The following is a 24314-nucleotide window of genomic DNA, read 5'->3' as shown; positions in this document are numbered from 1 at the left end:
TTAAGCTTTTGTTTTATATTGATTTGTATTCTGAATTTTACTATTTGGTTATATCCCTTTACATTTGCTGACTTTCGCCTATTGGTTTCGTCAATCTATTTGAATAATACTGGCCGCATCCCGAACAGGGGCTCAGTTGCTGAGGGCTGTGGATATGCCCTTTTCATTCAGCGGTGGCATAACGGATTTTGCCCCAAACATTATTCAAGTAGAGGCAAAACATGACGCGAAGAACTTCATCTATTCATCCAACTGATAGCTACCGAATGGAGTCAAACTTAAGAAGTGTTGATCTTAATCTGTTGACTGTTTTCGATGCTGTTATGCAAGAGCAGAACATCACCCGTGCGGCGCATAATCTTGGTATGTCACAGCCGGCAGTAAGTAATGCCGTGGCACGCCTGAAGGTGATGTTTAACGATGAGCTGTTTATCCGTCATGGCCGTGGTATCCAGCCAACCCAGCGTGCGAAACAGCTATTTGGCCCAGTTCGCCAGGCGCTTCAGTTGGTGAAAAACGAACTGCCGTCTTCAATCTTCTCACCGGAGACATCGAACCGTACGTTCAAGCTGGCAATTTGTAGCCCGTCTGATATGCGTTTTGCCCCTCGTATCCTACGCAATGTTGCCGAGCAGGCGCCGAACCTTCGTATGCAACTGGAAGCTGAGTTTGATGCTGAGCTAACCCAAAAGATGCGCTACCAGGAAGTCGATTTCGTTATTGACTATGTGCGCTTTGACGAGCCGGGCTTCTGTAGCACTGAGCTGTTCAGTGACGAGCTGGTGGTGATTGTTGCCGGTAACCACCCGCGTATCGGTGATACGATCACCGAGGCTGAGTTTGCCGCTGAGAAACATGCCGTACTGAAGTCAGTTCCTGGCGTGAAAATGTTCGCAGACCATATCTACAACCAGCATACGTCATATCAGGAAGCTTATCAGGGGGCTAGCCTTAGCAACATCATGTATGTTGCCGGCCAGTCGGACTTGATTGCTGTTATGCCGCGTTGGTTGGCAGAATCAGTTGCCCAGAACCAGCAGCTAAAAGTGTTGCCGTTACCGTTTGAATCAGCAAAAATCAGTGGCTACCTGAGCTGGCATGAGTCTTCTCAAAAAGACAAAGGTCACATCTGGATGCGTGATCAGCTACTGAATGTGTGTGGTGACAGTTCTTACTAAGCACCCAAGTAAAAGCCAGCACTTGCTGGCTTTTTTGATTGCCGGGTATTGTCTCTCGCCCGGCATCAGCAATTTCTTACACTTTGTGTTAATTCTATTAATAAGTCGTATAAAGCCTGTTCAGGCAGGGGCGGGGACTGGGATCGCGGCGACATAAAAAATAAAATGTGGTGCTTTACAGTTGCCTTTTCCGGTGTCGAGGGTAGACTTCGCACCTCGAATAAGCTTACAGGTGTAAGCTAGAATGGCAGAGTAGTTATGGCTGAACGTGATTTTCATATCGTAAATCGAATTCGTACCCAGATTGCCCGTTTGGGTGACCGGGTTGCACTGCGTCATCAGGTCCAGGGCCAGTGGCAGGATATTAGCTGGACGGAGTTTGGTGATCAGATCCAACAACTGGCCTTGGCAATGCTGAGCCAGGGGCTGAATGTCCAGGATAAGGTCGGTATTTTTTCCAACAACATGCCGCGTTGGACCATCGCTGATTTTGCCGCCCTGTATAACCGCTGTGTGACAGTCCCTATCTATCCGACCAGTACCCCGCAGCAAGCAGCCTATATTATTAACAATGCTGATATCCGTATTCTGTTTGTTGGCGAGCAGGCCCAGTATGATGCCGCGATTGAAGTGGCAGCCGAGTGCCCGCTGCTGGAACGTATTGTTGTGATGTCCGACGATGTCGAGCTGGCTGAGCATCCGCTAGTTTGCCACTACAGCGATTTTATCAAACAACGTTCAGCCGAAACTGACGCCGAGCTGCAGCAACGCCTTGAGCAGACCGCCATGGATGATCTGCTGACCCTGATTTATACCTCGGGAACTACCGGCACACCGAAGGGGGTGATGCTGGACTACACTAACATCGGCTCGCAACTTGAAGGTCATGATACAAACCTGGCATTGGAGGAGGGAGATACATCCCTTTGCTTCCTGCCGCTGTCGCATGTCTTCGAGCGTGCCTGGACCTTCTATGTGCTGCACCGCGGCGGTGTGAACTGCTATCTGGCAGATACCAACAAGCTGAAAGAAACCTTGGTGGAAGTGAAGCCGAATGTAATGGCTGCCGTGCCGCGTGTGTATGAAAAAATCTACTCTGCTGTCCACGATAAAGTGTCCCGGGCACCTTTCCATCGCAAGGTTGTATTCACCTGGGCGGTTAATATGGGCGCGCGGATGGCCCTGTGCCATCAACAGCAGCGTAAGCCATCGCTGATGCTGAAAAAGAGCTACAAGCTGGCAGATAAGCTGGTCCTGTCGAAACTGCGTGAAATTCTCGGCGGCCAGATTAAGTTTATGCCTTGTGGCGGTGCCAAGCTTGACGAGAGCATCGGCCGCTTTTTCCACGCGTTAGGCATCAACGTCAAGCTGGGTTACGGGATGACCGAAACCACGGCAACGGTCTCCTGCTGGGATGATAAGTGCTTTAACCCGGACTCTATCGGGATGCCGATGCCGGGGGCGGAAGTTAAAATTGGCGACAATAATGAAATTCTGGTCCGTGGCCCGATGGTTATGCGTGGCTACTACAAAATGCCAGAAGAAACCGCCAAGAACTTTACTGAAGATGGCTTCCTGAAAACCGGTGATGCGGGTAAATTCGATGAACAGGGCAACCTGTTCATTACCGACCGGATCAAAGAGCTGATGAAGACATCGGGTGGCAAGTATATTGCGCCACAGGTGATTGAAGGCGCTATCGGCAAGGATCATTTTATCGAGCAGATTGCAGTTATTGCCGATACCCGCAAGTTTGTTTCAGCCTTGATTGTTCCTTGTTTTGAAACACTGGAAGAGCATGCCCGCGAACTGAACATCAAATACCAAGATCGCCTTGAGCTAGTCAAGCATAGCCAGATCCGAGAGTTGATTGAGAAGCGAGTGGTGGAGCTGCAAAAAGATCTTGCCCGGTTCGAACAGGTGAAGAAGTTTACCTTGTTGCCGATGGCGTTCTCGATGGATAAAGGTGAATTGACACCGACCCAGAAACTGCGTCGCAAGGTGATCCACGATCGCTACCATCAGGAGATTGAGCGGATGTATGAAGAAAGCCATAAGAGCTCTGTCGGTCACCATTAACCGTATACCTGCTTTCTTTTCTAACTCTCTACTTTAATTCAGTATCAATACAAAGGAGCCGCTAGGCTCCTTTGTGGTTTCTGCCGCTTCCCTCCATCATCGTCTGCTGTAATGGGCTACGTCTTATTGCATTTATGACATATTGCTCACAGCTCCAGATGAATCATCTCATTGTCTTGCTATATCTAGGTCATGATCTCTATTGCATAACCCCTAGTCCGCATGAAGGTGGGGTATTTCACTGTGTTGCAGTGGAATAGTGTGAACTGCTTTTAGCCAATAGACTTGGTTGCTAAAAAAGCGTTAAAGTTGTTGCGGGTTACCGTTGTTTGTTATGACAGGCGGCGGCTCACATAGGATAAAGAAACACACTAGATTTCAACTTAGGCTAAAAATAAGCCCTAACTATGTTATATCAGCCCGTATAGCTAATTGACGTGGTGTTAATGAAAGTTCTATCTGTTACAAGGCAATAGAGCAGCACCTTATCCGGCCACGGCAAAGCGGTTGTGCTACCCATACTGTGCAATGCCCGTAAACATCTCCAATTTACGGTTGTTGGACAGGCACCGCTGCTTCAATGTAACCGGATGAATTAGCTATATGGGGTGATATACACGACCTGGAGGCAAGAAATATGGAAATGTTGTCCGGCGCTGACATGATCGTTCGCTCGATGATCGATCAAGGCGTAAAACATATCTTCGGATACCCTGGCGGCTCAGTGCTTGATATTTACGATGCGCTGCACGAGAAAAGCGATATTGAGCATGTTCTCGTTCGTCACGAACAGGCTGCAGTACACATGGCTGATGGCTATGCCCGCGCGACAGGTGATGTCGGGGTGGTACTGGTGACATCCGGTCCTGGTGCAACCAATGCGGTTACCGGTATTGCGACGGCCTACATGGACTCAATTCCAATGGTTGTGTTTTCCGGTCAGGTTATGAGTAACCTGATTGGTAATGATGCCTTCCAGGAGTGTGACATGGTGGGCATTTCCCGCCCTGTCGTGAAGCACAGCTTTTTGGTTAAGAAGCCAGAAGATATCCCTGATATTGTCAAAAAAGCATTTTATATTGCATCCAGCGGTCGTCCTGGCCCAGTCGTTATTGATATCCCTAAAGATATGCTGAACCCGGCTGAAACTTACCCCTATAAGTATCCCGAGTCGATTGCGATGCGCTCTTATAATCCGACGACGCAGGGACACAAGGGGCAGATCAAGCGCGGTGTTAAAGCCTTGCTGGCAGCCAAAAAACCAGTGCTGTATGTCGGTGGTGGTGCCATCATGTCCGATTGCGGCGAACAGATCCTAAAGTTGGCCGAGTCGCTGGATATTCCTGTTGTTAATACCCTGATGGGGCTAGGGGCTTTCCCAGGCTCGCACAAGAACTGTCTGGGTATGTTGGGGATGCACGGCACCTATGAAGCCAACATGGCGATGCATAATTCGGATCTGATCTTCGGGATCGGGGTGCGTTTTGATGACCGCACAACCAATAATGTTGAAAAGTATTGTCCTGATGCCACCATCATGCACATTGATATCGACCCGTCTTCGATTTCAAAAACCATCGCGGTTGATATCCCGATTGTTGGTTCGGCCGATACGGTGCTTAACAGCATGCTTAAGCTGCTCGATGAGCAAAGCACTGGCAATGACGATCAGGCGATCGATAGCTGGTGGAGCGAAATTGAGTCGTGGCGCGCACGTAAATGCTTGAGCTACAACAAAAACAGTGAGCGAATCAAGCCTCAAGAAGTGATTGAAGTTCTCTATAAGCTGACCAATGGTGATGCTTATGTCGCTTCTGATGTCGGCCAGCACCAGATGTTTGCGGCCCTCTACTATCCGTTTGACAAGCCACGCCGCTGGATCAACTCCGGAGGTTTGGGCACCATGGGCTTTGGCTTACCTGCAGCAATGGGCGTGAAGTTTGCGCTGCCAGATGCCGAAGTGGTCTGTGTGACCGGTGACGGTAGTATCCAGATGAATATCCAAGAGCTATCGACGGCACTGCAGTACGATATTCCGGTTAAGATCATCAACCTTAACAACCGTTTCCTTGGTATGGTGAAGCAGTGGCAGGATATGATCTATCAAGGGCGTCATTCTCATTCTTACATGGATTCGGTACCTGACTTTGCCGCTATTGCCGAGGCTTATGGTCATGTTGGGGTGCGAATTTCGGATCCTAGCAAACTAGAAAGCGAGCTTGAAAAAGCCCTGGCAATGAAAGACAAGCTGGTCTTTATCGATATCAGTGTGGATGAGACCGAGCATGTTTACCCGATGCTGATTCGTGGTGGTTCAATGAGTGAAATGTGGCTAAGCAAAACGGAGAGAACATAATGCGCAGGATTGTATCAGTACTACTTGAAAATGAATCGGGCGCATTATCACGGGTTGTAGGCCTGTTTTCCCAGCGTGGTTACAACATTGAGTCGCTGACGGTCGCACCGACCGATGATCCGACCCTGTCGCGTCTTAACATCACCACTAATGTGGAAGACGATGCGGCTCTGGAGCAAATTGAGAAGCAACTGCATAAGCTTATTGATATTCTCAAGGTCAGCAATGTGACTGAAACCGAGCATGTCGAGCGAGAGCTGATGCTGGTCAAGGTAAAGGCCAGTGGTTTTGCCCGTGCAGAGGTCAAGCGGACTGCAGATATCTTCCGGGGGCAGATTGTTGATGTAACGACTCAGATCTACACCATTCAGTTGGCGGGTACCAGTGATAAGCTGGATGCATTTATCTCTGCCGTGGCTGAAGCGACTGAAATCGTTGAGGTTGCGCGCAGTGGCGTCGTTGGCATTGCCCGTGGTGAGCGAGCGCTGAAAGCGTAAATAGATACGCCATATTGCTATTATTATTAACAAGCCCGGCTCAGGGGATCCTGAGCCGGGCTTGTTGTCTTTGGGCTGGTACAGTCATTGCTTTTGTACTCTGAATCTTCGTTATTTTGGCCGGAAAGGTAACGCGTCTTAGACTAAAGTCTAATAGGTGGTCGGGCAGGGAACGGGGCTATAAGGGATGACGGAGCCTCGATGGTTATATTACTGTCTTACCTGCTAGTTAGTGTTCGACTAAAGTCGCAGTAGTCATGGGCTTAGCTGCCCTGTGTGAAAGGACTCTTGGTTGAAGGAGTATGGGTGATGGTAAATAAATTTTTGGTTCGGTTGACCACCCTGGGACTGTTTTTATTGGGGTTCAATGTCAGTGCACTGTATTTCTTGCTGGCGGTATTGTTGCTCAATACCCACCATAAAGAGATCTTCTGGTGATCCCGGGTTATGGTGGGTGGCTGAGCGGGCTGAAATAGTGCGCTGGAGGCGTTATTTACAGCTCTTAGAAATAGGCCTTGATCATTTCTATCGCGCGCTGTGAGTGATTGCTCAGTAGTGTGAGCGCTTCTTCATGTTTTCTGCTGAGTACCGCTTTCATCATCGCTTCATGTTCACCATTGTCATGGTATCGCTCTTCATAGTGGCGAGTGTGGCTGACCCAGATGTGACGGTAGCGCTCAATTTGCTCGTAGACTTCACGGTAAAGCCCGAGCATAACGACTGACTGACTGCCCTCCAATAGCGCCAAGTGGAAATCGCTGTGGCGCTTTTCCCATTCGTTGAAATCCACATCGGCTGCCGCCGGGTTTATTCGGCTGAGTTTGTGAAAGCTGGTCAGAATATTGAGTTCCCAGGCTTCATCGCCGTTTTTCATGGCACGTTCAAGCAGGGCCTGGGAAAGGAGCTGGCTGGTTTCAAACAGATCTTCGAGCTCGGTCACCGATACTGGTGCGACCCAGCAGCCTTTTTGAGGCGCGAAATTCACGTATTTTTTCCATGACAGCTGCACGAGTGCTTCCCGGATAGGGGAGGCTCCGACGTCATAGCGGGCTTTTAAGTCAGCAACAACAAGCTTTTGTCCCGGAGCGAGTTCACCGAGCAAGATATCCTGTCGGATCATTTCCATGACTTTGTTGGTCAAAGTAGGACTAGACACTGCGTTCCTCTTTCTTTTTTATTGTTTTTAATATTGTTTTTAACCCTGAGCAATTATTGCTTAGGGGGATATAGGCAGTAGCCATTCCAATCATAGCCAGAGTGTAGGTTGGCAAGCAAGATATACTCTGGGGGAATCATGCTACAGGGTGAGTATACGATGGAAAAACGGGTGGGGCGATAGACAAACGCTGGTTCTGTGAGTAATTACCGCTAAGAGATGGGGATCAAAGCTTGTAGGTTTAAATAAAAAAACGGGAGCCAATGGCTCCCGTCTTTGATTCAGTTAACGTCTTATAGTACGTGTACTGAAGCTGTGTTAGTTGTACCAGAAGGTACTAGCGCGCCAGATACCATTACTACGATATCGCCTTTAGCGCCTAGGCCAGTTTCCAGAGCAAGCTCTTTACCACGGCTGTAGAAAGCATCAGTGTTGTCGATTGACTCAACAACAACTGGTGTAACACCTTTGGTCAGTGCTAGCTGAGCAGCTGTCTTAGTGTTAGTTGTCACTGCAAGGATCTTCGCAGTAGGGAAGTACTTACGAATAGAGCGTGCAGACTTACCTGCTTCGGTAGCAACAACGATTAGAGGAGCGCTTAGCTTCTCTGAAGTATCTACCGCGCCTTTACATACTGCTTCAGTGATACGCAGGCGAGGGCTATCTAGGCGAGAGCCTAGTTCAGCTTTCAGTGCAGCATCAGTACGCTCACAGATTTGAGCCATGATAGTTACTGCTTCGATTGGGTATTTACCCTTCGCAGACTCACCAGAAAGCATTACTGCATCTGTACCGTCCATGATTGCGTTCGCAACGTCGCCCGCTTCTGCACGAGTTGGACGTGGGTTCTTGATCATAGAGTCAAGCATCTGAGTTGCAGTGATAACCACTTTACGTGCACGGTTACACTTCTCGATCATCATCTTCTGCGCGAAGATAACTTCTTCAACCGGGATCTCAACACCTAGGTCACCACGAGCAACCATGATACCGTCAGAAGCTTCTAGGATTGCGTCGAAGTTATCAACACCTTCCTGGTTCTCGATTTTAGAGATGATCTGGATCTTCTCGCCGCCGTTTGCGTTCAGTAGCTCACGGATTTCTTTAACATCTTCTTCTTTACGAATGAAAGATGCAGCAACGAAATCAACGCCTTGCTCACAACCAAACACTAGGTCTGCTTTATCTTTTTCTGACAGTGCAGGAAGTTTTACAGAAACACCTGGTAGGTTTACACCTTTGTTTTCACCCAGGTCACCGTTGTTAAGTACTTTACACTTAACTTCAGCTTCAGTTGTTTCAAGTACTTCCATTTCGATAAGACCATCATCAACAAGGATGATGTTACCTTTAGTAAGGTCTTTAGCGAAACCAGGGTAAGTGACCGCTACGCGGTCTTGGTTACCGATAACAGAAGTGTCTGTTGTGAAAGTGAACTCCTGGCCAGCAACCAGAGAAAAGTCTTGACCGTTTTCTAGCTTGATTGTACGGATCTCAGGACCTTTAGTATCAAGCAGGATAGCAAGTTGCTTGCCAGTTTCTGCCATGACGTTACGTAGGTTTTCGATACGTTGACCGTGTTCTTCGAAGTTACCGTGAGAGAAGTTTAAACGCATTACGTTCATACCAGCGTTAGCTAGCTTAGTAAGCATTTCAACAGATTCTGTTTTAGGTCCAATCGTACATACGATCTTAGTCTTTTTCATTGAGGATTGTCTCCGGACGAACTTTTACCCAAGGGAAATTTGAATCACAGAGTTATACCTGAAAATCAGAGTACATTTATGTTGAAATACGCCTACAAATTGTGGGGCAGATCAAACATTTGCAACTTCCAGTGATCAGATCTAGGTGATAATACAAATTTTTTACAAAAATATAGCCTTATGAAAGCATCGTGTTGCTTTCATAAGGCGGCTCTTGCATGCATGTTTTGTTGGTGTCGTCCCTTCCTTGAAAGATGTTCTCACGTCATCATGACGAGAATGTGTCGTGCAGACATAAAATTGTCTAACAAACAAGCTCAGTATTATAGCACAGCTTGATTCTTTTATCACCTTGTGATGATGCGCAAACTTTTTACCTACTGTGCTTACAGAGGGTGAGATTATCTACTTATTTCACAGATTTTTTTTGTTATGTATCAATAGTTGATTTATTTCTAGCTATGAAATAAATCAAATATGCTTATTGTGCCCAAATGTAAACTGTTTGTTTCCTGTGGTGGATGCAGAGGGGGGACAACTCATAAAAAGCATTGCGTTTTTACTCGCGGTAAATATTGGCGAGGGAAGTATGCAGGCAGGCTCGATACGAAAAAAGGCTGCCCATAGGCAGCCTTTTCGGAATTCTTTACCACAAAGAAGTGGTGGCCCCTCCCAGACTTGAACTGGGGACCAAGCGATTATGAGTCGCCTGCTCTAACCACTGAGCTAAGGGGCCAGTGTGCGGGAAATTATATGGGATGGCCTGGCGCTTGTCTAGCGAATAAAGTGATTGTTTTGTTTGCTTTTTAAGCGGTTAACGCAAAAGTACTAAAATTGGGAGGTAAGGCTAAGGTGTTGATATTCAATCATATCGTAGAGATAAAAAAAGCGAGCCGGTGGGCTCGCTCTTTGGTATATCAAAGGTTCTAAACGTAGTAATTACTCGTCAAGGAAGCTGCGCAGAACGTCTGAGCGGCTTGGGTGACGCAGTTTACGCAGTGCCTTGGCTTCGATCTGACGGATACGCTCACGGGTAACGTCGAACTGCTTACCTACCTCTTCCAAGGTATGGTCAGTGTTCATGTCGATACCAAAACGCATACGCAGTACTTTTGCTTCACGCGGCGTCAGGCCGGCAAGGACATCGTTGGTTGCCCCGCGCAGGTTGGTTGCGGTAGCCGCATCCATCGGTAGCTGAAGCGTGGTATCTTCAATGAAATCACCTAGGTGCGAATCTTCATCATCACCGATAGGGGTTTCCATTGAGATTGGCTCTTTGGCAATCTTCAGTACTTTACGGATTTTGTCTTCCGGCATCATCATGCGCTCTGCCAGTTCTTCTGGCAGTGGCTCACGACCCATCTCCTGCAGCATCTGGCGAGAGATACGGTTCAGTTTGTTGATGGTCTCGATCATGTGAACAGGGATACGGATAGTACGCGCCTGGTCAGCGATAGAGCGGGTGATAGCCTGGCGGATCCACCATGTAGCATAAGTCGAGAACTTGTAACCACGGCGGTATTCAAACTTATCAACCGCTTTCATCAGGCCGATGTTACCTTCCTGGATCAGATCCAGGAACTGCAGACCACGGTTGGTGTATTTCTTGGCAATAGAAATAACCAGACGCAAGTTTGCTTCAACCATTTCTTTCTTGGCACGGCGAGCTTTTGCTTCACCGATAGACATACGGCGGCTGATGTCTTTGATACGCTCGATAGAAAGACCGGTTTCTTCTTCCAGAATACGCAGTTTTAGCGCAGAACGGCGAAGATCTTCTTCGTAGTTCTTCAGGCGCTCGGCATATGGCTTGCCAGAGTTCAGTGCTTCGTCGATCCACTCGCTAGAAGACTCATTGCCTGCAAACAAGCTGACGAAGGTTTTCTTCGGCATCTTGCTGTTGTCGACACACATACGCATGATAAGACGCTCGTTAGTACGAACGCGGTCCATCGATTGACGTAGTGAGCTGACTAGGCGGTCAAATTGTTTCGGGATCAGGCGGAACTGCTTGAAGATATCAGACAGCTCTTCAACGGCGACTTCTGTCTTCGCATTGTGGCGGCCATGAGTATTGATTGCCGTTGCCATCCTCTCGTAAGAGTGACGCAGTTCCAGGAACTTCTCACGGGCAAGCTCAGGGTCAATACCTGTATCTTCTTCTTCTTCGTCTTCGTCGCTGTCTTCGCCGTCTTCAAGATCTTTATCTTCGTCTTCAAGATCGGATTCGCTTAGCTCGGAGCCGATATGTGTTGCTGTTGGTGCTGTTGTTTCCTCGTCGTTAGGATCAACAAAACCAGAAATAATGTCGGTTAGACGAAGCTCATCGGCTTCAACCTTATCGAACTGCTCAAGCAGGTGAGCGATGGCGGTCGGATATTCGGCCACTGAGCACTGAACCTGGTTAATACCATCTTCAATGCGCTTGGCGATATCAATTTCGCCCTCACGGGTAAGCAGTTCTACGGTACCCATTTCACGCATGTACATGCGTACTGGATCGGTTGTACGACCGATCTCGCTTTCCACGCTAGACAGGGCTTGGGCGGCGGCTTCAATCGCGTCTTCGTCCGCATTATCTTCAGTCATCATCAATTCGTCGGCATCAGGGGCTGTTTCAACCACCTTAATACCCATGTCATTGATCATCTGAATAATGTCTTCCACCTGATCGGAATCGACAATGTCTTCCGGTAGGTGGTCATTTACTTCGGCGTAGGTCAGATAGCCTTGTTCTTTGCCTTTAGCGACAAGTAACTTTAGCTGAGACTGCGGATTTTGCTCCATAGACGATATCCAACTTCGGGTCTGAGTGAGAATTTAGTATGCAGAAATGCAAACCAATAAATATAACAAATTTCTTAATTGTTGACTACTTACTAGCCGGGACGATTGAGTATCAATAACTGCAATTCCCGCTTCTCTTCGACTGATAAGCCGACGGTGTTCGATTTAGCCTGCAACTTTTCGATTTGCTGTTTGACGCATTGGTCTATAACTTTATCCATTGCGTCTAAAAATACATCTAGAGTGTTATCCTCGTCTTTGGCGAGGGGTAGCTCCCATGCAGCCAGACGAGCCATCATGTTTTCACTTTTGCTACCACGCCAGTACTCTAGTAACTGGCCTGTAGTGATATTGGGGTTAGACCGGCATTTATCAACTACTGATATCAATAAATTTAGTCCAGCGACCTCAATCCCTTCAAATGCCGCCATATCAAATTCGAGGCTGCCGACAAAATGGGGATTTTGGATCAGCAGGGCGATCACTTCACGCATCGGTGTACGTTTGATCTCTGGTTGCCCAACTTTCTTTGTTACGGCACCTTGCTTGGCGATCAGCTGCTGAAGCTGAGCTTCGTCAGGCAATCCCAATTTTTTGCCCAGCATCTCACGTAAGTATAGCCGTAGTGTACCACCTGGCACCTTGTCGATAAGTGGTACGGCGAGGGTGCTGAGCTTGGCCTTGCCTTCCCGGCTACTGGTATCGACCTGCTGCAGCAGTGTCGTAAACATAAACTCGGACAGCGGCATCGCACTTTGGACTTGTTGCTCGAAGCCTTCCTGGCCGTACTGGCGGATATAGGTATCCGGATCCTCGCCATCCGGCAGGAACATGAATTTGAGCTGGCGGCCATCGGTCAGATAGGGCAGAGCCTGCTCCATCGCACGCCATGCAGCATCACGGCCTGCCCGGTCACCGTCGTAACAGCAGACGATAGTACCGGTTTGGCGGAACATGGTTTGGAGATGGTCACCGGTAGTGGCGGTACCCAGTGAGGCGACGGCATAGTCGACACCGAATTGGGCCAGGGCCACCACGTCCATGTAGCCTTCGACTACCAGCAGCCTTTCCGGTTCGCGGTAGGCCTGCAGGACTTCGTATAGGCCATAGAGCTCTCGGCCCTTGTGGAAAATCGGGGTCTCTGGTGAGTTGAGGTATTTTGGGGTGCCATCACCTAGCACTCGGCCACCAAAGCCGATCACCCGGCCGCGGCGATCATGAATCGGAAACATCACTCGGCCACGGAAACGGTCATAGCGGCGACCATTGTCGTTTTCGATCAGCATACCTGCTGTTACAAGTGATTTTTGCGATTCAGCATCTCGGCCAAAACGGGTACGGACCATATCCCACTGATCGGGAACAAAACCGATACCAAATTTTTGTACGACTTCACCCGATAGGCCCCGGCCTTTCAGGTAGTCAACGGCCACCTGGCCTTCCTGGGTGCGGAGCTGGGATTTATAGAACTGCGAAATCTGCCCCATCATCTCATACAGGCCCAGTTTTTCTTTGCTACGAGGTGCTGACGAACCACCACCGCTGCCTTGCTCGCGCGGGACTTCCAAACCTAGCTGGGAGGATAGCTCTTCAATCGCCTCGACAAACTCAAGACGGTCAAACTCCATAACAAAATCAAGGACGTTACCGTGGGCACCGCAGCCAAAGCAGTGGTAGAACTGTTTTTCCTGGCTGACGGAAAAAGAAGGGGTTTTCTCATTATGGAAAGGGCAGCAGGCACCAAAGTTTTTGCCTTGCTTCTTAAGCTTCACTCGGGCATCAACAATATCCACGATGTCATGTCGTGCAAGGAGATCATCGATAAATGAACGAGGGATTTTTCCTGCCATAAAGTGAGCGTTACCTGAATAAAACGGGAGTAAGATTGTAATTTATTGCCGCTAAAATACAAACAAGCCGCGCATTCCTAAATGGATAGCACGGCTTGTTGCAGAATTGGGTTAGTTTTAGCTAAGCTTCGCTTTCACTAGCTGGCTAACTTTACCCATATCGGCACGACCCTGAACTTGCGGTTTCAGTACGCCCATCAGCTTGCCCATGTCCTGCATGCTGGTAGCACCGGTTGTAGCAATTGCATTATCCAGCAGAGCGGCAACTTCGTCGTCGCTCAGTGGCTGAGGCAAAAACTCTTCCAGAACTGAAATTTCAGCGAGTTCAACATCGGCAAGATCCTGGCGATCTGCCGCTTCATATTGAGCGACAGAATCACGGCGTTGCTTGACCATTTTAGTCAGTACTGCCAGCACGTCGTCATCGGAAAGAGTGATCTTTTCGTCAACTTCACGTTGCTTGATGGCAGCCATCACTAAACGGATAGTACCTAGACGAGGCTTGTTTTTTGCCTTCATCGCCGCTTTTTGTTCGTCTTTAAGACGTTCTGTCAGGGTCATAACGCGTTCCTTCTGTTAATCGTCAGATTAGTACAGACGAACGCGACGCGCGTTTTCGCGAGCCAATTTCTTCAGGTGACGCTTAACTGCCGCTGCTTTCGCACGCTTACGTACAGTAGTAGGCTTTTCGAAGTGCTCACGACGACGTACTTCAGAAAGGATACCTGCTTTTTCGCAAGAGCGCTTAAAACGACGTAGTGCTACGTCAAACGGTTCGTTTTCACGTACTTTGATTACTGGCATGTAATACTCACCTCAGAGTGATTCGGTTAACGCTGACGTTCAAAAGTGTCAGCTGATTAAAAATGGTGCGAAATTCTAATCTGATCTGGGGGCATTTGTAAAGCATTCTGCAACCCTGAACTGGTTAATTTCTGTCAAGGGCGGTAACATTGCCTCCAATTACCATAAGTATAGAGGCTGTTATGCGTATACTGGGCATCGAAACCTCCTGTGACGAAACAGGCGTTGCCATTTTCGATGATGAAAAAGGCCTATTGGCTCATGAGCTTTACAGCCAGGTAAAGCTGCACGCGGACTACGGTGGCGTGGTGCCTGAGCTGGCTTCACGTGACCATGTAAAGAAGACCATTCCACTGATCAAGGAGGCACTGGCCGATGCTGGGCTGACACCTGACGATCTGGATGGGGTTGCGTATACCGCAGGCCCGGGTTTGGTAGGCGCCCTTTTGGTTGGTGCAACAATCGGCCGTAGCTTAGCGTACGCATGGGATTTGCCCGCGGTAGCCGTGCACCATATGGAAGGCCACCTGCTGGCTCCGATGCTAGAAGACAACCCGCCTGAATTCCCGTTTGTGGCATTGCTGGTATCCGGTGGTCACACCATGATGGTTGAAGTGAAAGGGATTGGCGAGTACCAGATCCTGGGCGAGTCAATTGATGATGCTGCTGGCGAGGCATTTGATAAAACCGCCAAGCTCATGGGGCTGGATTATCCAGGTGGCCCGCTGCTGTCAAAGTTGGCAGAAAAAGGCACCCAAGGTCGTTTCAAATTCCCGCGTCCGATGACCGATCGCCCGGGGCTGGATTTCAGCTTCTCAGGTCTGAAAACTTTCGCCGCCAATACGATCCGGGCCAATGACGATGATGAGCAGACTCGGGCCGATATCGCCTTTGCGTTCCAGGAAGCCGTGGTCGACACCCTGGCGATAAAATGTAAGCGTGCTCTGAAGCAGACAGGCTTCAAGCGCCTGGTCATTGCTGGCGGTGTTAGTGCAAACCAGTACCTGCGCCAGGAACTGGAAAAACTGATGACCGGGATGAAGGGTGAAGTGTTTTATCCGCGCACAGAGTTCTGTACTGATAACGGTGCGATGATTGCGTATGCGGGTATGCAGCGCCTGAAAAACCAGGAAACCATGGATCTCGCTGTTAAGGCGCATCCTCGCTGGCCTATCGACCAGCTAAAACCGATCTGCGAATAAGTCAGTCCGGTGCATCAGCCGCACTACCTGGCAGGGGGAATCGCTCTACGAGTTGTTGCCTGACTGCTTGGTGCTGCGGCTGAATTTATTCCATATCTTACCTTCCTTTCCTTCCAGCAGGCGACGAACATTGTCGTGGTGGCGGAAGACAATCAGACAAGAAAGCATGGATACCGGCATGGTGTACTCAGGTTTAACCAACCAGGTAAACATCGGGGCTGCCAGTGCCGTCACCAGCGAGCCGAGGGAAGAAAAGCCCGAGATCAATACGGTTAGTAGCCAGGTTCCAATCAGCATCCCACTGAGATCCCAGCCGATAGGGGCTAGAGCACCTAGTGCTGTTGCCACCCCTTTGCCACCTCTGAAATGGAAAAAAATTGGATAGATATGGCCGAGGCAGGCAGCGATACCAATAATGCCAAGCAGGAAGGGGTTAATACCAATAAAGTAACTTAGCCATACCGGCAGCATACCCTTGAGGATATCGCATACCAGTACCATGGCCGCCGCACCACGTCCGCCAAGACGCAGGACATTGGTTGCTCCCGGGTTGCCTGAGCCGCTATCGCGGGGATCGGGTAGACCGTACAGACGGCAGATCAGTACGGCACTTGAAATCGAGCCAAGCAGGTAGGCGGCAATAATGATCAGAAGTGCGAGTGGTGTCATGCAAAATTCCAGCTGCTAGTGACAAGGGTATCGTCTTACTCCATGTTTGAGCCCTGACTTTCATTCCGCTTTGGCACTATGACTGTGATATAGTGCTTGCTTCCTGCTCATAGGCAATAGGCCGAGCAAGGGATGAATGTCATAATTTTTGACGATTACGACCTGATAATACGCGTTTTTGCTCAAATTAGGTATCCGACCTCTAACAAAATTAGCGATTGAACATGGATTCAGTATTTATCGAACATCTTGAAGTTATCGCCTCTATTGGGGTGTATGACTGGGAACAAACCATTAAGCAGAAGCTCGTGCTCGATTTGGAAATGGCGCATGACAACCGTCCGGCGGCAGACAGTGATGATGTGGCCTATGCCCTGGACTATGCCTCGGTGAGTGATGCGGTGACCGGACATATCCAGAATGGCCGTTTTTTGCTGGTTGAGCGCGTTGCCGAGGAAGTGGCAAGCTTGATCATGACGCAATTTTCAGTGCCGTGGATCCGGGTCCGGGTTACCAAGCCAGGTGCAGTGGTAAATGCACGCGGGGTTGGGGTGCAGATTGAACGGGGCAGCAAGTGACCACCGCTTATATCAGCCTAGGTTCCAATATTGAGCGTGAATACCATATTCAGGCCGCGATCGCTGAGTTGAAAAAGCTGGGAACGGATTTCCGGGTATCGCAGGTATTTGAAGCAGAGCCTGTGGGTTTCTGCGGGCCCAATTTTTACAATTGTGTCGTTGCCATCAAAACGTCATTGCCACTGGGTCGGCTGCAGCAGACCCTAAAGCAGCTTGAGCTGCAGTATGGACGGGCCCCCAATGCCCAGAAGAACCAGAGCCGGACCATCGATCTCGATATCCTACTGTTTGGTGATGTGGTACAAGCGGCCTCTCCGGTACTGCCCCGGCCTGATTTGTACAAGTTTGCCTTTGTATTACTGCCAATGATGGAGCTGTGTCCGGAGCAGATTGTTCCTGGAGACGGGCGAACCATTGCTCAGTTATGGCACTCTTTTGAACACTCGCAGGCGCTGTGGCCTGTAGAACGTATTGCATGTTAAAGGATAAATGATGAGTCATTTTGAAGCCTTTGTGTTGGCCCTTATCCAGGGTCTGACAGAGTTTTTGCCGATTTCGAGTTCTGCTCACCTGATTTTGCCTTCTGAGGTGTTTGGCTGGGATGACCAAGGGCTGGCATTTGATGTGGCTGTGCATGTCGGTACGCTGGCGGCGGTTATTCTGTATTTCCGCAAAGAAGTCGTTGCGCTACTCAGCGCCTGGATCGGATCTATTTTTAAAGGCCAGCGCTGTGCCGAAGCCAAGCTGGCCTGGATGATTGTGCTAGCGACCATACCGGCCTGTATTTTTGGTCTGTTCATGAAAGATATTATTGAGCTTTACCTGCGTTCGGCGTGGGTGATTGCGGCAACCACTATCTTTTTTGGCCTGCTGCTCTGGTGGGTGGATATCCGGGCAACCCAGCAGGACAACGAATACCAGGCTGACTGGAAGCGCTCGCTGTTCATCGGCCTGGCCCAGGCGGCAGCGATGATCCCGGGGACCTCTCGCTCTGGTGCCACCATGACGGCTGCACTTCACCTTGGTTTTACCCGTGAGGCTGCGGCGCGCTTTTCGTTCCTGATGTCAATTCCAATTATTGTATTGGCTGGCGGCTATCTCGGAACGAAGCTGGTAACCAGCGGTGAAGCGATTGAGTTTGGTGCGCTGGGTATTGGCCTTGCAGTGTCATTTGTCAGTGCCTATGCATGTATTCACGTCTTCCTCAAACTGGTTACCCGCCTAGGTATGTTGCCGTTTGTGCTCTACCGCCTGTTGCTGGGCGCGGGACTGATTGCGTTCCTGCTGAGCCAGTAAATGGTTATTACCATCTTGTAGATTAAAAAGCCCGACATCATGTCGGGCTTTTTGATATCCGGGCTTAGTGCATTGCTTCTAGGCTCGTTCTGACGGCCTCGGCACGGTGCAGGGCCAGCTGCTCCTTGATTGCCTTGCCGGTGAAGCCTGCTTCCACTATCGGCTTGACGGCGACGGCTTGGGCGGCAGCAAAGGCGGCCTGCATAATATCGGCCTGGTGGTAGGGATCGTCTTCATGGCCAGTCCGCCCGCGGACATCGGCCCGGCAGCACAGTGCCAGCTGCTCAATGCGTTCAGGTTTGCGCCAGGCATCGATCTGGTCGAATATTTTGATGAAGGTACTTGGCCGCATCTCTTTGGCATGGTGGACTTTGGTGTGCTGGGCACAGACTACCAGGGCGGCGTCACGGTATTCATTGGGGACTCGCAGTCGCTGGCAGAGCCCTTTGATCGCCTCTAAGCCTGTCTGGCAATGCATTTTATGGCTAGGCCATTCTTCTGGCGGCGTCAGTGCTTTACCCAGGTCATGCACTTGGGCGGCAAAGCGAATTGCCATATCTGTGCTGAGCTTGGCGGCTTGCTCGGCTACCAGGATGGTGTGGAGTCCGCTGTCGATCTCCGGGTGCCACTTCTCCGGTTGCGGTACACCAAAGAGTGCATCGATTTCAGGCATGATAACGCCAAGGGCGCCGCACTGGCGGAGCACTTTGAGAAAGACTTCGGGGTTTTCTGACGATAGGGACTTTTCCCACTCTTTCCATACCCGCTCCGGGGTGAGCGCTGCAAGCTCACCGGCCACGACCATATCCTGCATCAGGGCGAGTGTTTCCGGCGCAACGGTAAAGCCCAGGTGGGCAAAGCGGGCTGCAAAACGGGCTACCCGAAGCACACGTAGCGGATCTTCGATAAAAGCGGATGAGACATGCCGTAGCTGTTTGTCTTGCAGGTCTTGCTGGCCGTTGTATGGGTCAACCAATGTGCCATCATCGGCCTGGGCAATCGCATTGATGGTAAGATCCCGTCGCATCAGATCCTGTTCAAGGCTGACGTCCGGTGCGGAGTGGCAGATGAACCCGGTATACCCCTTGCCTGATTTTCGCTCCGTTCTGGCAAGGGCAAATTCTTGTTTGCTCTTTGGATGGAGGAAAACCGGAAAGTCGCTGCCCACCTGGCTATAGCCCAAATCGAGCATTTGCTGCGGGGTGGCACCCACCACGACCCAGTCTTTGTCCTTTACCGTCAATCCCAGCAGCGCATCGCGAACGGCGCCACCCACAAGATAGGTCTGCAAGTTTCACTCCTTTATATATAACAACGTCAGATTTTGGCACTACCTTTGCGTCATAGTTCACCCCAATCCGGTATCAGGGTATACAATCTTGCAGAGCAAAGGTAATTTAATGCTAATTTCATAATATTTTACTGCTCTGTGAGGAAAGAACGCCAATGGAAGCGCTCTCCTTATAAACAGATACAAGAGTATAAGGCATGTACAAGGATTTCTTCGGGATCACTGAATCCCCATTTTCAATTGTACCCAGCGCTCGCTTCCTCTATCTCAGTGAGCGCCACAGGGAAGCGTTAACCCATATGCTGGCGAGTTTGTCGGGGGGCGGGGGATTTGGGCTACTGACGGGCGAAGTGGGGACCGGAAAAACCACCGTACTGCGGGCTCTGGTATCGCGTCTGCCGCAGGAAACCCAGGTTGCCATTATCTTAAACCCGGCGCTGTCTGCTCATGATTTGTTGGCTACCATTTGTGACGAGCTGGGTATCGATTATCCGCAGGATGCCAGCTACAAGATCCTGACCGACCGGATCTACCAGCACTTACTGGCCAATCACAGCAATGGTAAGCAGACACTATTGCTGGTTGATGAGGCCCAGCACCTGATGCCGGATGTGCTGGAGCAGCTTCGGTTGCTGACCAACCTGGAAACAGAGAGTCGCAAGCTACTGAAGGTGGTGCTGGTAGGCCAGCCTGAGCTGCAGCAGTTGTTGCAACAAGAACGGTTACGCCAGTTGGCCCAGCGGATCACCTCTCGTTACCACCTGCTGCCGCTCACCGCGGAAGAAGTTGATGAATATATTCACTACCGCTTAAGGGCGGTAAATTGCCTGTATAACGTCTTTGAGTTGCCATTGACGCGCCAGATTGCCAAGGCAACTAATGGTATTCCGCGCCTGATCAACCTGGTGTGCGATAAAGCAATGCTGCTGGCCTGCCAGCAGGCAACCCATCAGGTAACCAAGGCTATTGTCAGCCAGGCATGTGACGATGTCCTTAGCTGGCAGCTGCCAACAGGCGAGGGGGGGAATGCGAAAACGGCCAGTGGTCATGGCAGCCGGGTGGTTCAGTGGGGAGGTGCCCTGATACTTGGGGGGCTGTTTTCTGCTGGCCTCTGGTATTGGCAAGGGCTACCCCATGCGCCAGCTGTGGCTGCCACCCCGGTACAGGAAGCCCAGCTGCCAGTACCTAAATCTAACCCCAAGCCTGAACCTGCCGCAATGGTTGCCGTCGCCCCAGCCCCGGTTGTCGAACCCGAGCCTGAAGTGGTTGATTTGGCGGCAAAGTGGCAGTTACTGATGGAGCAGAGCCGCTCTGAACGCCAGGCAATGCAAACCCTATACCGGTTGTGGGGGTACGAAACCCGCCTGAACCAGGCTAACTGCGAGACTAGCCAGCGGGTTGAGCTGAGCTGCCACCAGGGCAAAGTTAGTTTGGAGCAGCTGAGCATTATCAACCGCCCGGTTATTGTACCGCTGCAGGAAAATGGAAAGCCGACTTTCTATGCCGTTGTATATGCCTTGGATAAGGACCGTGTCGAGCTGTTGCTGGGCGAGAAGCGAATTGCAGTGAGCTACGACTGGCTGGAGCTGCGTTGGCAGCAGGCCTATACCTTGCTCTGGCGGCCGCCTCTTGGTGATAAAACCACGATTCGTTATGGTCAGCAGGGGCCTAGGGTGAAGTGGTTGAATCAACAGCTCAGCCTATTGCTGGGAGAAAAGCTCACTCAGGAAGACCGTTTTGATCAGATACTGCTAGATAAGCTCCGTCGTTTTCAGCGGGCACAGGATTTGAGTGCAGATGGTATTGCCGGGCCGAGGACCTTGATGGTCATTGATTCGGCACTGAACCTACCAGGTCCGACGCTGCAACCGGAGAGAAGTTAATGTCCAATTTACTCAATGCTATTGCACAGTCAGAGCAGCAAAACCAGTATCAACCGCAATTGGCGAGTCGATCTGCCCACCAGGTAGCTGCATCTCGGCGCTTGCCGTCCTGGTTGCTGCCTGCCTTGCTTGTGATCGCGCCGGTGGCTGGAACTCTGGCCTATAGCCAGTTTATCGAGGCCCAGTCGGAAGGTGTGCCGAATACCATGATTTCCTCCGCTCCTGTGAGGGCAGATATTGTTGCGATTCAGTCAGAGGCAAGCACCATAAAGGCCAAGCCTGTTATGCCGAAAAGCGCCCCGCTGGTACTGGGAAAGGGAGCTTCGGAAATCCGTTTTTTACCTTACCCTGAATTGCCGACTGAGCCATTGCCATCGCTAAACCGTCAATTTGCCAGTCAGACTACCCGAACGGCTGTTTCTTTGTCTGCTCCTAGCCGTACACCTGAGCCAGCCGGTGAGCCAAGAGTGATCTCTGCCCAGCCATCAGAAACAGAGTGGGGGCTGGACGGATTAGACTATTCGGAGCTATCGCCACTGCTCGCGGAGCAGTTGAAATCTGCGATTGCTGCCACAGACTCGTTGCCCGTTGATGAGCCGTCTGACCCTCCTGCCGTTATTGAAGCTGTTATCGAGGCGGTAGCACTCGGTGAGCTGCCAGCTTCCGTACAAAAACGGATCCCTCCGCTGAACTTTCAAACTCATATTTACTCATCGGTTGCCAATAGCCGCTGGGTGAAAGTGAATGGCCGGGAAGCCTTCGAAGGGGATGAAATTGCGCCGGGGGTGACTTTGCGTCGCATTGAGCCGAGACAGGTTGTCTTCGACTTTGAGGCGTACTTGGTTGAGATGCCAGCGTTGTCTGAATGGTAAGCGATTCAGTTTTGCGGGTATGCAGTTAGAAAAAATGGCAGCCATAGGCTGCCATTTTGTCGTTTGAATGATGTCGCATGAATACCTAGGCTTATGCCCGGATTTATGCCCAGCCGTTATTGCGTTTGCGGCGGCGAGGGATCAGGTGTGGCAGGATCAAGCCAAATAGCAAACCCGCGCCAGCGACCATGCCGCCGTAGGTGAACCATTTCATCAGCAGATCGTCTTTCTGGGTATCAATCTTGGCGCGCAATTCACGAATTTCAGCCTGTGATGTCATTAGCTGTTCGTTGAGCTGGCTGTTCTGAGATTCCAGCTCCGTGATTTGCTCCGTACGCGTTTGCAGCGAGTTCTGCAGGCTAGCGGTTTTTTCATCACCCGATAGCTGGGCGTCAGCCAGAGCAGCCTTCACTTCGGTAAGCTCTTTTTCTAGAGCTGGCACACGCTCTTTCAGGCCTACCTGGGCAGAGATAAAGTCAGAGTTGACCCAGCCGGTACGGCCGCGGCTATCGGTAACTTTGCTGTAACCTGTTTCTTTATTGGTTTCGAGCAAGGTGACTTTGGTGCCGGCATTGACACTGCCCATAATACGGAACTGGGTGCTTGGGCCCCGGTGCATATAGGTGAACAGATCGTCAGAAATGTAACGAACCTGCTCGGCTTTCGCAGGGATTGTTACCACGGCGCAAGCGAGTAATAAGATGCTGATTAGATGCTTCACAATAAGATCCTTGAGGAGCCTGTATTCTTTAAGAGCACAAATACTAAAAACTTTGTGCCTCGGGTGCAAGAAAAGAGGGAGGCAAAGCCTCCCTCTTTTGAACCTGTACCACTTTTAACCAAAGACTGCTTGCATCACGTAGAAGAAAATGACAGCAAGTAGTGCCCCGGCTGGCAGGGTAATAACCCATGAGGCAACAATATTTCGTACAACACCCAGGTTCAGTGCCGCAATACCGCGAGCAAAAGCAACGCCGATTACACCACCTACTAAAGTTTGTGTTGTTGAAATAGGTAAACCAGTACCAGAAGCTAATACTACCGTTGATGCAGTTGCTAGCTGAGCAGCAAAGCCTCGACTTGGTGTTAGTTCAGTAATACCTGTACCTACTGTCGCCATGACTTTATGGCCCATTGTCGCCAGACCAATAACGATACCGATACCGCCTAGTGGTAGGATCCACCATGCGATAGCACTTTTCGCAGTGATTGCCCCCATATTCTGAACGGTTGATACAACCGCTGATAGTGGACCAATCGCATTCGCAACGTCATTAGAACCATGAGCAAATGCCATCGCACACGCAGTAACAACCATTAATAGGCTGAATACGCGTTCTACGCCAGCATAACCGTTGCTATCAACAGAGCTGCCATCATCTGTATATTTCTTGCTGATGTAAATATAACCATAAACCATTACAACAGTAGAAATAGCAATTGATGCCATCCATGCTTCACCACTTGATAGATGTAAGCCTACGTGTTTTAGACCTTTCTTTATTGTTACCAATGCAATGACCATCGCTGTCATAAACATATAAACAGGTACAAAACGTTTAGCATTAATCAAGGGGTTATCTGTATCGAAGATTAAACGTTGGGCACTGATAAAGATCAGGTAAGCAAAGAAGCCTGAAATCAGAGGGGTGATAAGCCAGCTACCGACAATACCTTGCACTGAAGTCCAAGACACAGCTTCTGTACCAACAGAAATACAGGCAAAACCGATGATTGCACCGATAATTGAATGTGTTGTTGATACTGGCCAGCCCATATAAGAGGCGAGCAATAACCATGTACCGGCAGCAAGAAGAGCAGACATCATACCGTAAACCAAGACTTCTGGTTGATCGGTATAGAACGACATGTCGATAACACCTTTACGGATGGTATCTGTTACTTCACCACCCGCAAGGTATGCACCGGCAAATTCAAAAATCATCGCAATGATGATTGCTTGTTTTACCGTTAGCGCTTTCGAACCTACTGAAGTACCCATAGCATTGGCAACATCATTTGCACCAATACCAATCGCCATCAAAAGACCAAAGATAGCCGCCACCATAATAAGAATGGTGCCGTAGTTAGCCAGGATTTCCATTGTAAA

General features: G+C 50.0%; 21 protein-coding genes and 1 tRNA gene. 11 read left to right on the top strand and 11 right to left on the bottom strand.

The features are described from left to right. Nucleotides 1-221 precede the first annotated feature (221 nt). The 5 genes from leuO (at nucleotide 222) to AC51G0_RS16510 (ending at nucleotide 6548) form a co-directional block, all read left to right on the top strand. Nucleotides 222-1178: a transcriptional regulator LeuO gene (gene leuO, locus AC51G0_RS16530; protein ID WP_496299855.1), complete on the top strand. Its 957-nt coding sequence runs from the start codon at nucleotides 222-224 to the stop codon at nucleotides 1176-1178. Nucleotides 1179-1436: 258 nt separating this feature from the next. Further along, nucleotides 1437-3257 carry an AMP-dependent synthetase/ligase gene (locus AC51G0_RS16525; protein WP_496299854.1) on the top strand — a complete coding sequence of 607 codons (1821 nt, stop codon included), beginning with the start codon at nucleotides 1437-1439 and terminating at the stop codon, nucleotides 3255-3257. A 637-nt stretch (nucleotides 3258-3894) separates the two neighbouring features. After that, the gene (locus AC51G0_RS16520) at nucleotides 3895-5613 is read left to right on the top strand and encodes an acetolactate synthase 3 large subunit (protein ID WP_496299853.1); all 1719 of its coding nucleotides are present in this window, start codon (nucleotides 3895-3897) and stop codon (nucleotides 5611-5613) included. After that, the gene (gene ilvN, locus AC51G0_RS16515) at nucleotides 5613-6110 is read left to right on the top strand and encodes an acetolactate synthase small subunit (protein WP_128785430.1); all 498 of its coding nucleotides are present in this window, start codon (nucleotides 5613-5615) and stop codon (nucleotides 6108-6110) included. The genes AC51G0_RS16520 and ilvN overlap by 1 nt, the downstream gene beginning before the upstream one ends. A 309-nt stretch (nucleotides 6111-6419) precedes the next feature. Then, nucleotides 6420-6548, top strand: coding sequence for a hypothetical protein (locus AC51G0_RS16510; protein WP_255724956.1), 129 nt, complete (start codon nucleotides 6420-6422; stop codon nucleotides 6546-6548). A 64-nt stretch (nucleotides 6549-6612) separates the two neighbouring features. Here the strand turns inward: AC51G0_RS16510 and AC51G0_RS16505 are convergent, their stop codons facing one another. The 7 genes from AC51G0_RS16505 to rpsU form a co-directional block, all read right to left on the bottom strand. After that, nucleotides 6613-7236: a GntR family transcriptional regulator gene (locus tag AC51G0_RS16505; protein ID WP_496301988.1), complete on the bottom strand. Its 624-nt coding sequence runs from the start codon at nucleotides 7234-7236 to the stop codon at nucleotides 6613-6615. Nucleotides 7237-7559: 323 nt separating this feature from the next. Then, the gene (pykF, locus tag AC51G0_RS16500) at nucleotides 7560-8972 is read right to left on the bottom strand and encodes a pyruvate kinase PykF (RefSeq protein WP_496299852.1); all 1413 of its coding nucleotides are present in this window, start codon (nucleotides 8970-8972) and stop codon (nucleotides 7560-7562) included. A 660-nt stretch (nucleotides 8973-9632) separates the two neighbouring features. Further along, nucleotides 9633-9708: transfer RNA gene (locus AC51G0_RS16495), tRNA-Ile, on the bottom strand. A 203-nt stretch (nucleotides 9709-9911) separates the two neighbouring features. Beyond that, entirely contained in the window at nucleotides 9912-11759 is a 1848-nt protein-coding gene (rpoD, locus tag AC51G0_RS16490) for an RNA polymerase sigma factor RpoD (protein ID WP_496299851.1), read from the bottom strand. Nucleotides 11760-11851: 92 nt separating this feature from the next. Continuing rightward, the gene (gene dnaG, locus AC51G0_RS16485) at nucleotides 11852-13609 is read right to left on the bottom strand and encodes a DNA primase (RefSeq protein ID WP_496299850.1); all 1758 of its coding nucleotides are present in this window, start codon (nucleotides 13607-13609) and stop codon (nucleotides 11852-11854) included. 117 nt (nucleotides 13610-13726) lie between these two features. Beyond that, nucleotides 13727-14170: a GatB/YqeY domain-containing protein gene (locus AC51G0_RS16480; RefSeq protein ID WP_496299848.1), complete on the bottom strand. Its 444-nt coding sequence runs from the start codon at nucleotides 14168-14170 to the stop codon at nucleotides 13727-13729. A 27-nt stretch (nucleotides 14171-14197) separates the two neighbouring features. After that, nucleotides 14198-14413, bottom strand: coding sequence for a 30S ribosomal protein S21 (gene rpsU / locus AC51G0_RS16475; RefSeq protein ID WP_005301411.1), 216 nt, complete (start codon nucleotides 14411-14413; stop codon nucleotides 14198-14200). Between the two features lie 182 nt (nucleotides 14414-14595). Between rpsU and tsaD the strand changes: the two genes are divergently transcribed. Next, the gene (gene tsaD, locus AC51G0_RS16470) at nucleotides 14596-15615 is read left to right on the top strand and encodes a tRNA (adenosine(37)-N6)-threonylcarbamoyltransferase complex transferase subunit TsaD (protein WP_496299840.1); all 1020 of its coding nucleotides are present in this window, start codon (nucleotides 14596-14598) and stop codon (nucleotides 15613-15615) included. A 45-nt stretch (nucleotides 15616-15660) separates the two neighbouring features. Here the strand turns inward: tsaD and plsY are convergent, their stop codons facing one another. After that, a complete protein-coding gene (gene plsY, locus AC51G0_RS16465; protein ID WP_496299839.1) occupies nucleotides 15661-16284 on the bottom strand; it encodes a glycerol-3-phosphate 1-O-acyltransferase PlsY in 624 nt (207 codons plus the stop codon). 224 nt (nucleotides 16285-16508) lie between these two features. Between plsY and folB the strand changes: the two genes are divergently transcribed. The 3 genes from folB to AC51G0_RS16450 are packed head-to-tail and all read left to right on the top strand — an operon-like array spanning nucleotide 16509 to nucleotide 18158. Continuing rightward, nucleotides 16509-16862, top strand: a complete 354-nt coding sequence (gene folB / locus AC51G0_RS16460; protein WP_496299837.1) for a dihydroneopterin aldolase — start codon at nucleotides 16509-16511, stop codon at nucleotides 16860-16862. After that, nucleotides 16859-17344 (top strand): 2-amino-4-hydroxy-6-hydroxymethyldihydropteridine diphosphokinase, encoded by a 486-nt coding sequence (folK, locus tag AC51G0_RS16455; protein ID WP_496299835.1) that lies wholly within the window; start codon nucleotides 16859-16861, stop codon nucleotides 17342-17344. The genes folB and folK overlap by 4 nt, the downstream gene beginning before the upstream one ends. Before the next feature lie 10 nt (nucleotides 17345-17354). Beyond that, a complete protein-coding gene (locus AC51G0_RS16450; protein WP_496301987.1) occupies nucleotides 17355-18158 on the top strand; it encodes an undecaprenyl-diphosphate phosphatase in 804 nt (267 codons plus the stop codon). A gap of 64 nt (nucleotides 18159-18222) precedes the next feature. Here AC51G0_RS16450 and AC51G0_RS16445 read toward each other — a convergent pair whose 3' ends face one another. Continuing rightward, on the bottom strand, nucleotides 18223-19449 hold the full coding sequence (locus AC51G0_RS16445) for a multifunctional CCA addition/repair protein (RefSeq protein WP_496299833.1): 1227 nt from the start codon (nucleotides 19447-19449) through the stop codon (nucleotides 18223-18225). Nucleotides 19450-19646: 197 nt separating this feature from the next. On the opposite strand from AC51G0_RS16445, the gene AC51G0_RS16440 reads away from it, so the two are divergent. After that, a complete protein-coding gene (locus AC51G0_RS16440) occupies nucleotides 19647-21332 on the top strand; it encodes an ExeA family protein (protein ID WP_496299832.1) in 1686 nt (561 codons plus the stop codon). After that, the gene (locus AC51G0_RS16435; RefSeq protein WP_496299830.1) at nucleotides 21332-22204 is read left to right on the top strand and encodes a general secretion pathway protein GspB; all 873 of its coding nucleotides are present in this window, start codon (nucleotides 21332-21334) and stop codon (nucleotides 22202-22204) included. The genes AC51G0_RS16440 and AC51G0_RS16435 overlap by 1 nt, the downstream gene beginning before the upstream one ends. A gap of 103 nt (nucleotides 22205-22307) precedes the next feature. On the opposite strand, the gene AC51G0_RS16430 is transcribed toward AC51G0_RS16435, so the two are convergent. Further along, complete coding sequence (locus tag AC51G0_RS16430) at nucleotides 22308-22925, bottom strand: TIGR04211 family SH3 domain-containing protein (protein WP_496299828.1); 618 nt, start codon at nucleotides 22923-22925, stop codon at nucleotides 22308-22310. Nucleotides 22926-23039: 114 nt separating this feature from the next. Next, nucleotides 23040-24308, bottom strand: coding sequence for an inorganic phosphate transporter (locus tag AC51G0_RS16425; RefSeq protein WP_496299827.1), 1269 nt, complete (start codon nucleotides 24306-24308; stop codon nucleotides 23040-23042). Nucleotides 24309-24314 lie beyond the last annotated feature (6 nt).

Source organism: Photobacterium sp. HL06, assembly GCF_059552575.1.
This window is presented reverse-complemented; position numbering and strand designations above follow the sequence as displayed.

What these genes read in the sequence shown, in the direction of transcription:
- leuO (WP_496299855.1), top strand. Translation starts at nt 222, where the DNA reads ATGACGCGAAGAACTTCATCTATTCATCCAACTGATAGCTACCGAATG.
- AC51G0_RS16525 (WP_496299854.1), top strand. Translation starts at nt 1,437, where the DNA reads ATGGCTGAACGTGATTTTCATATCGTAAATCGAATTCGTACCCAGATT.
- AC51G0_RS16520 (WP_496299853.1), top strand. Translation starts at nt 3,895, where the DNA reads ATGGAAATGTTGTCCGGCGCTGACATGATCGTTCGCTCGATGATCGAT.
- ilvN (WP_128785430.1), top strand. Translation starts at nt 5,613, where the DNA reads ATGCGCAGGATTGTATCAGTACTACTTGAAAATGAATCGGGCGCATTA.
- AC51G0_RS16510 (WP_255724956.1), top strand. Translation starts at nt 6,420, where the DNA reads ATGGTAAATAAATTTTTGGTTCGGTTGACCACCCTGGGACTGTTTTTA.
- AC51G0_RS16505 (WP_496301988.1), bottom strand. Translation starts at nt 7,236, where the DNA reads ATGGAAATGATCCGACAGGATATCTTGCTCGGTGAACTCGCTCCGGGA.
- pykF (WP_496299852.1), bottom strand. Translation starts at nt 8,972, where the DNA reads ATGAAAAAGACTAAGATCGTATGTACGATTGGACCTAAAACAGAATCT.
- rpoD (WP_496299851.1), bottom strand. Translation starts at nt 11,759, where the DNA reads ATGGAGCAAAATCCGCAGTCTCAGCTAAAGTTACTTGTCGCTAAAGGC.
- dnaG (WP_496299850.1), bottom strand. Translation starts at nt 13,609, where the DNA reads ATGGCAGGAAAAATCCCTCGTTCATTTATCGATGATCTCCTTGCACGA.
- AC51G0_RS16480 (WP_496299848.1), bottom strand. Translation starts at nt 14,170, where the DNA reads ATGACCCTGACAGAACGTCTTAAAGACGAACAAAAAGCGGCGATGAAG.
- rpsU (WP_005301411.1), bottom strand. Translation starts at nt 14,413, where the DNA reads ATGCCAGTAATCAAAGTACGTGAAAACGAACCGTTTGACGTAGCACTA.
- tsaD (WP_496299840.1), top strand. Translation starts at nt 14,596, where the DNA reads ATGCGTATACTGGGCATCGAAACCTCCTGTGACGAAACAGGCGTTGCC.
- plsY (WP_496299839.1), bottom strand. Translation starts at nt 16,284, where the DNA reads ATGACACCACTCGCACTTCTGATCATTATTGCCGCCTACCTGCTTGGC.
- folB (WP_496299837.1), top strand. Translation starts at nt 16,509, where the DNA reads ATGGATTCAGTATTTATCGAACATCTTGAAGTTATCGCCTCTATTGGG.
- AC51G0_RS16450 (WP_496301987.1), top strand. Translation starts at nt 17,355, where the DNA reads ATGAGTCATTTTGAAGCCTTTGTGTTGGCCCTTATCCAGGGTCTGACA.
- AC51G0_RS16440 (WP_496299832.1), top strand. Translation starts at nt 19,647, where the DNA reads ATGTACAAGGATTTCTTCGGGATCACTGAATCCCCATTTTCAATTGTA.
- AC51G0_RS16435 (WP_496299830.1), top strand. Translation starts at nt 21,332, where the DNA reads ATGTCCAATTTACTCAATGCTATTGCACAGTCAGAGCAGCAAAACCAG.
- AC51G0_RS16425 (WP_496299827.1), bottom strand. Translation starts at nt 24,308, where the DNA reads ATGGAAATCCTGGCTAACTACGGCACCATTCTTATTATGGTGGCGGCT.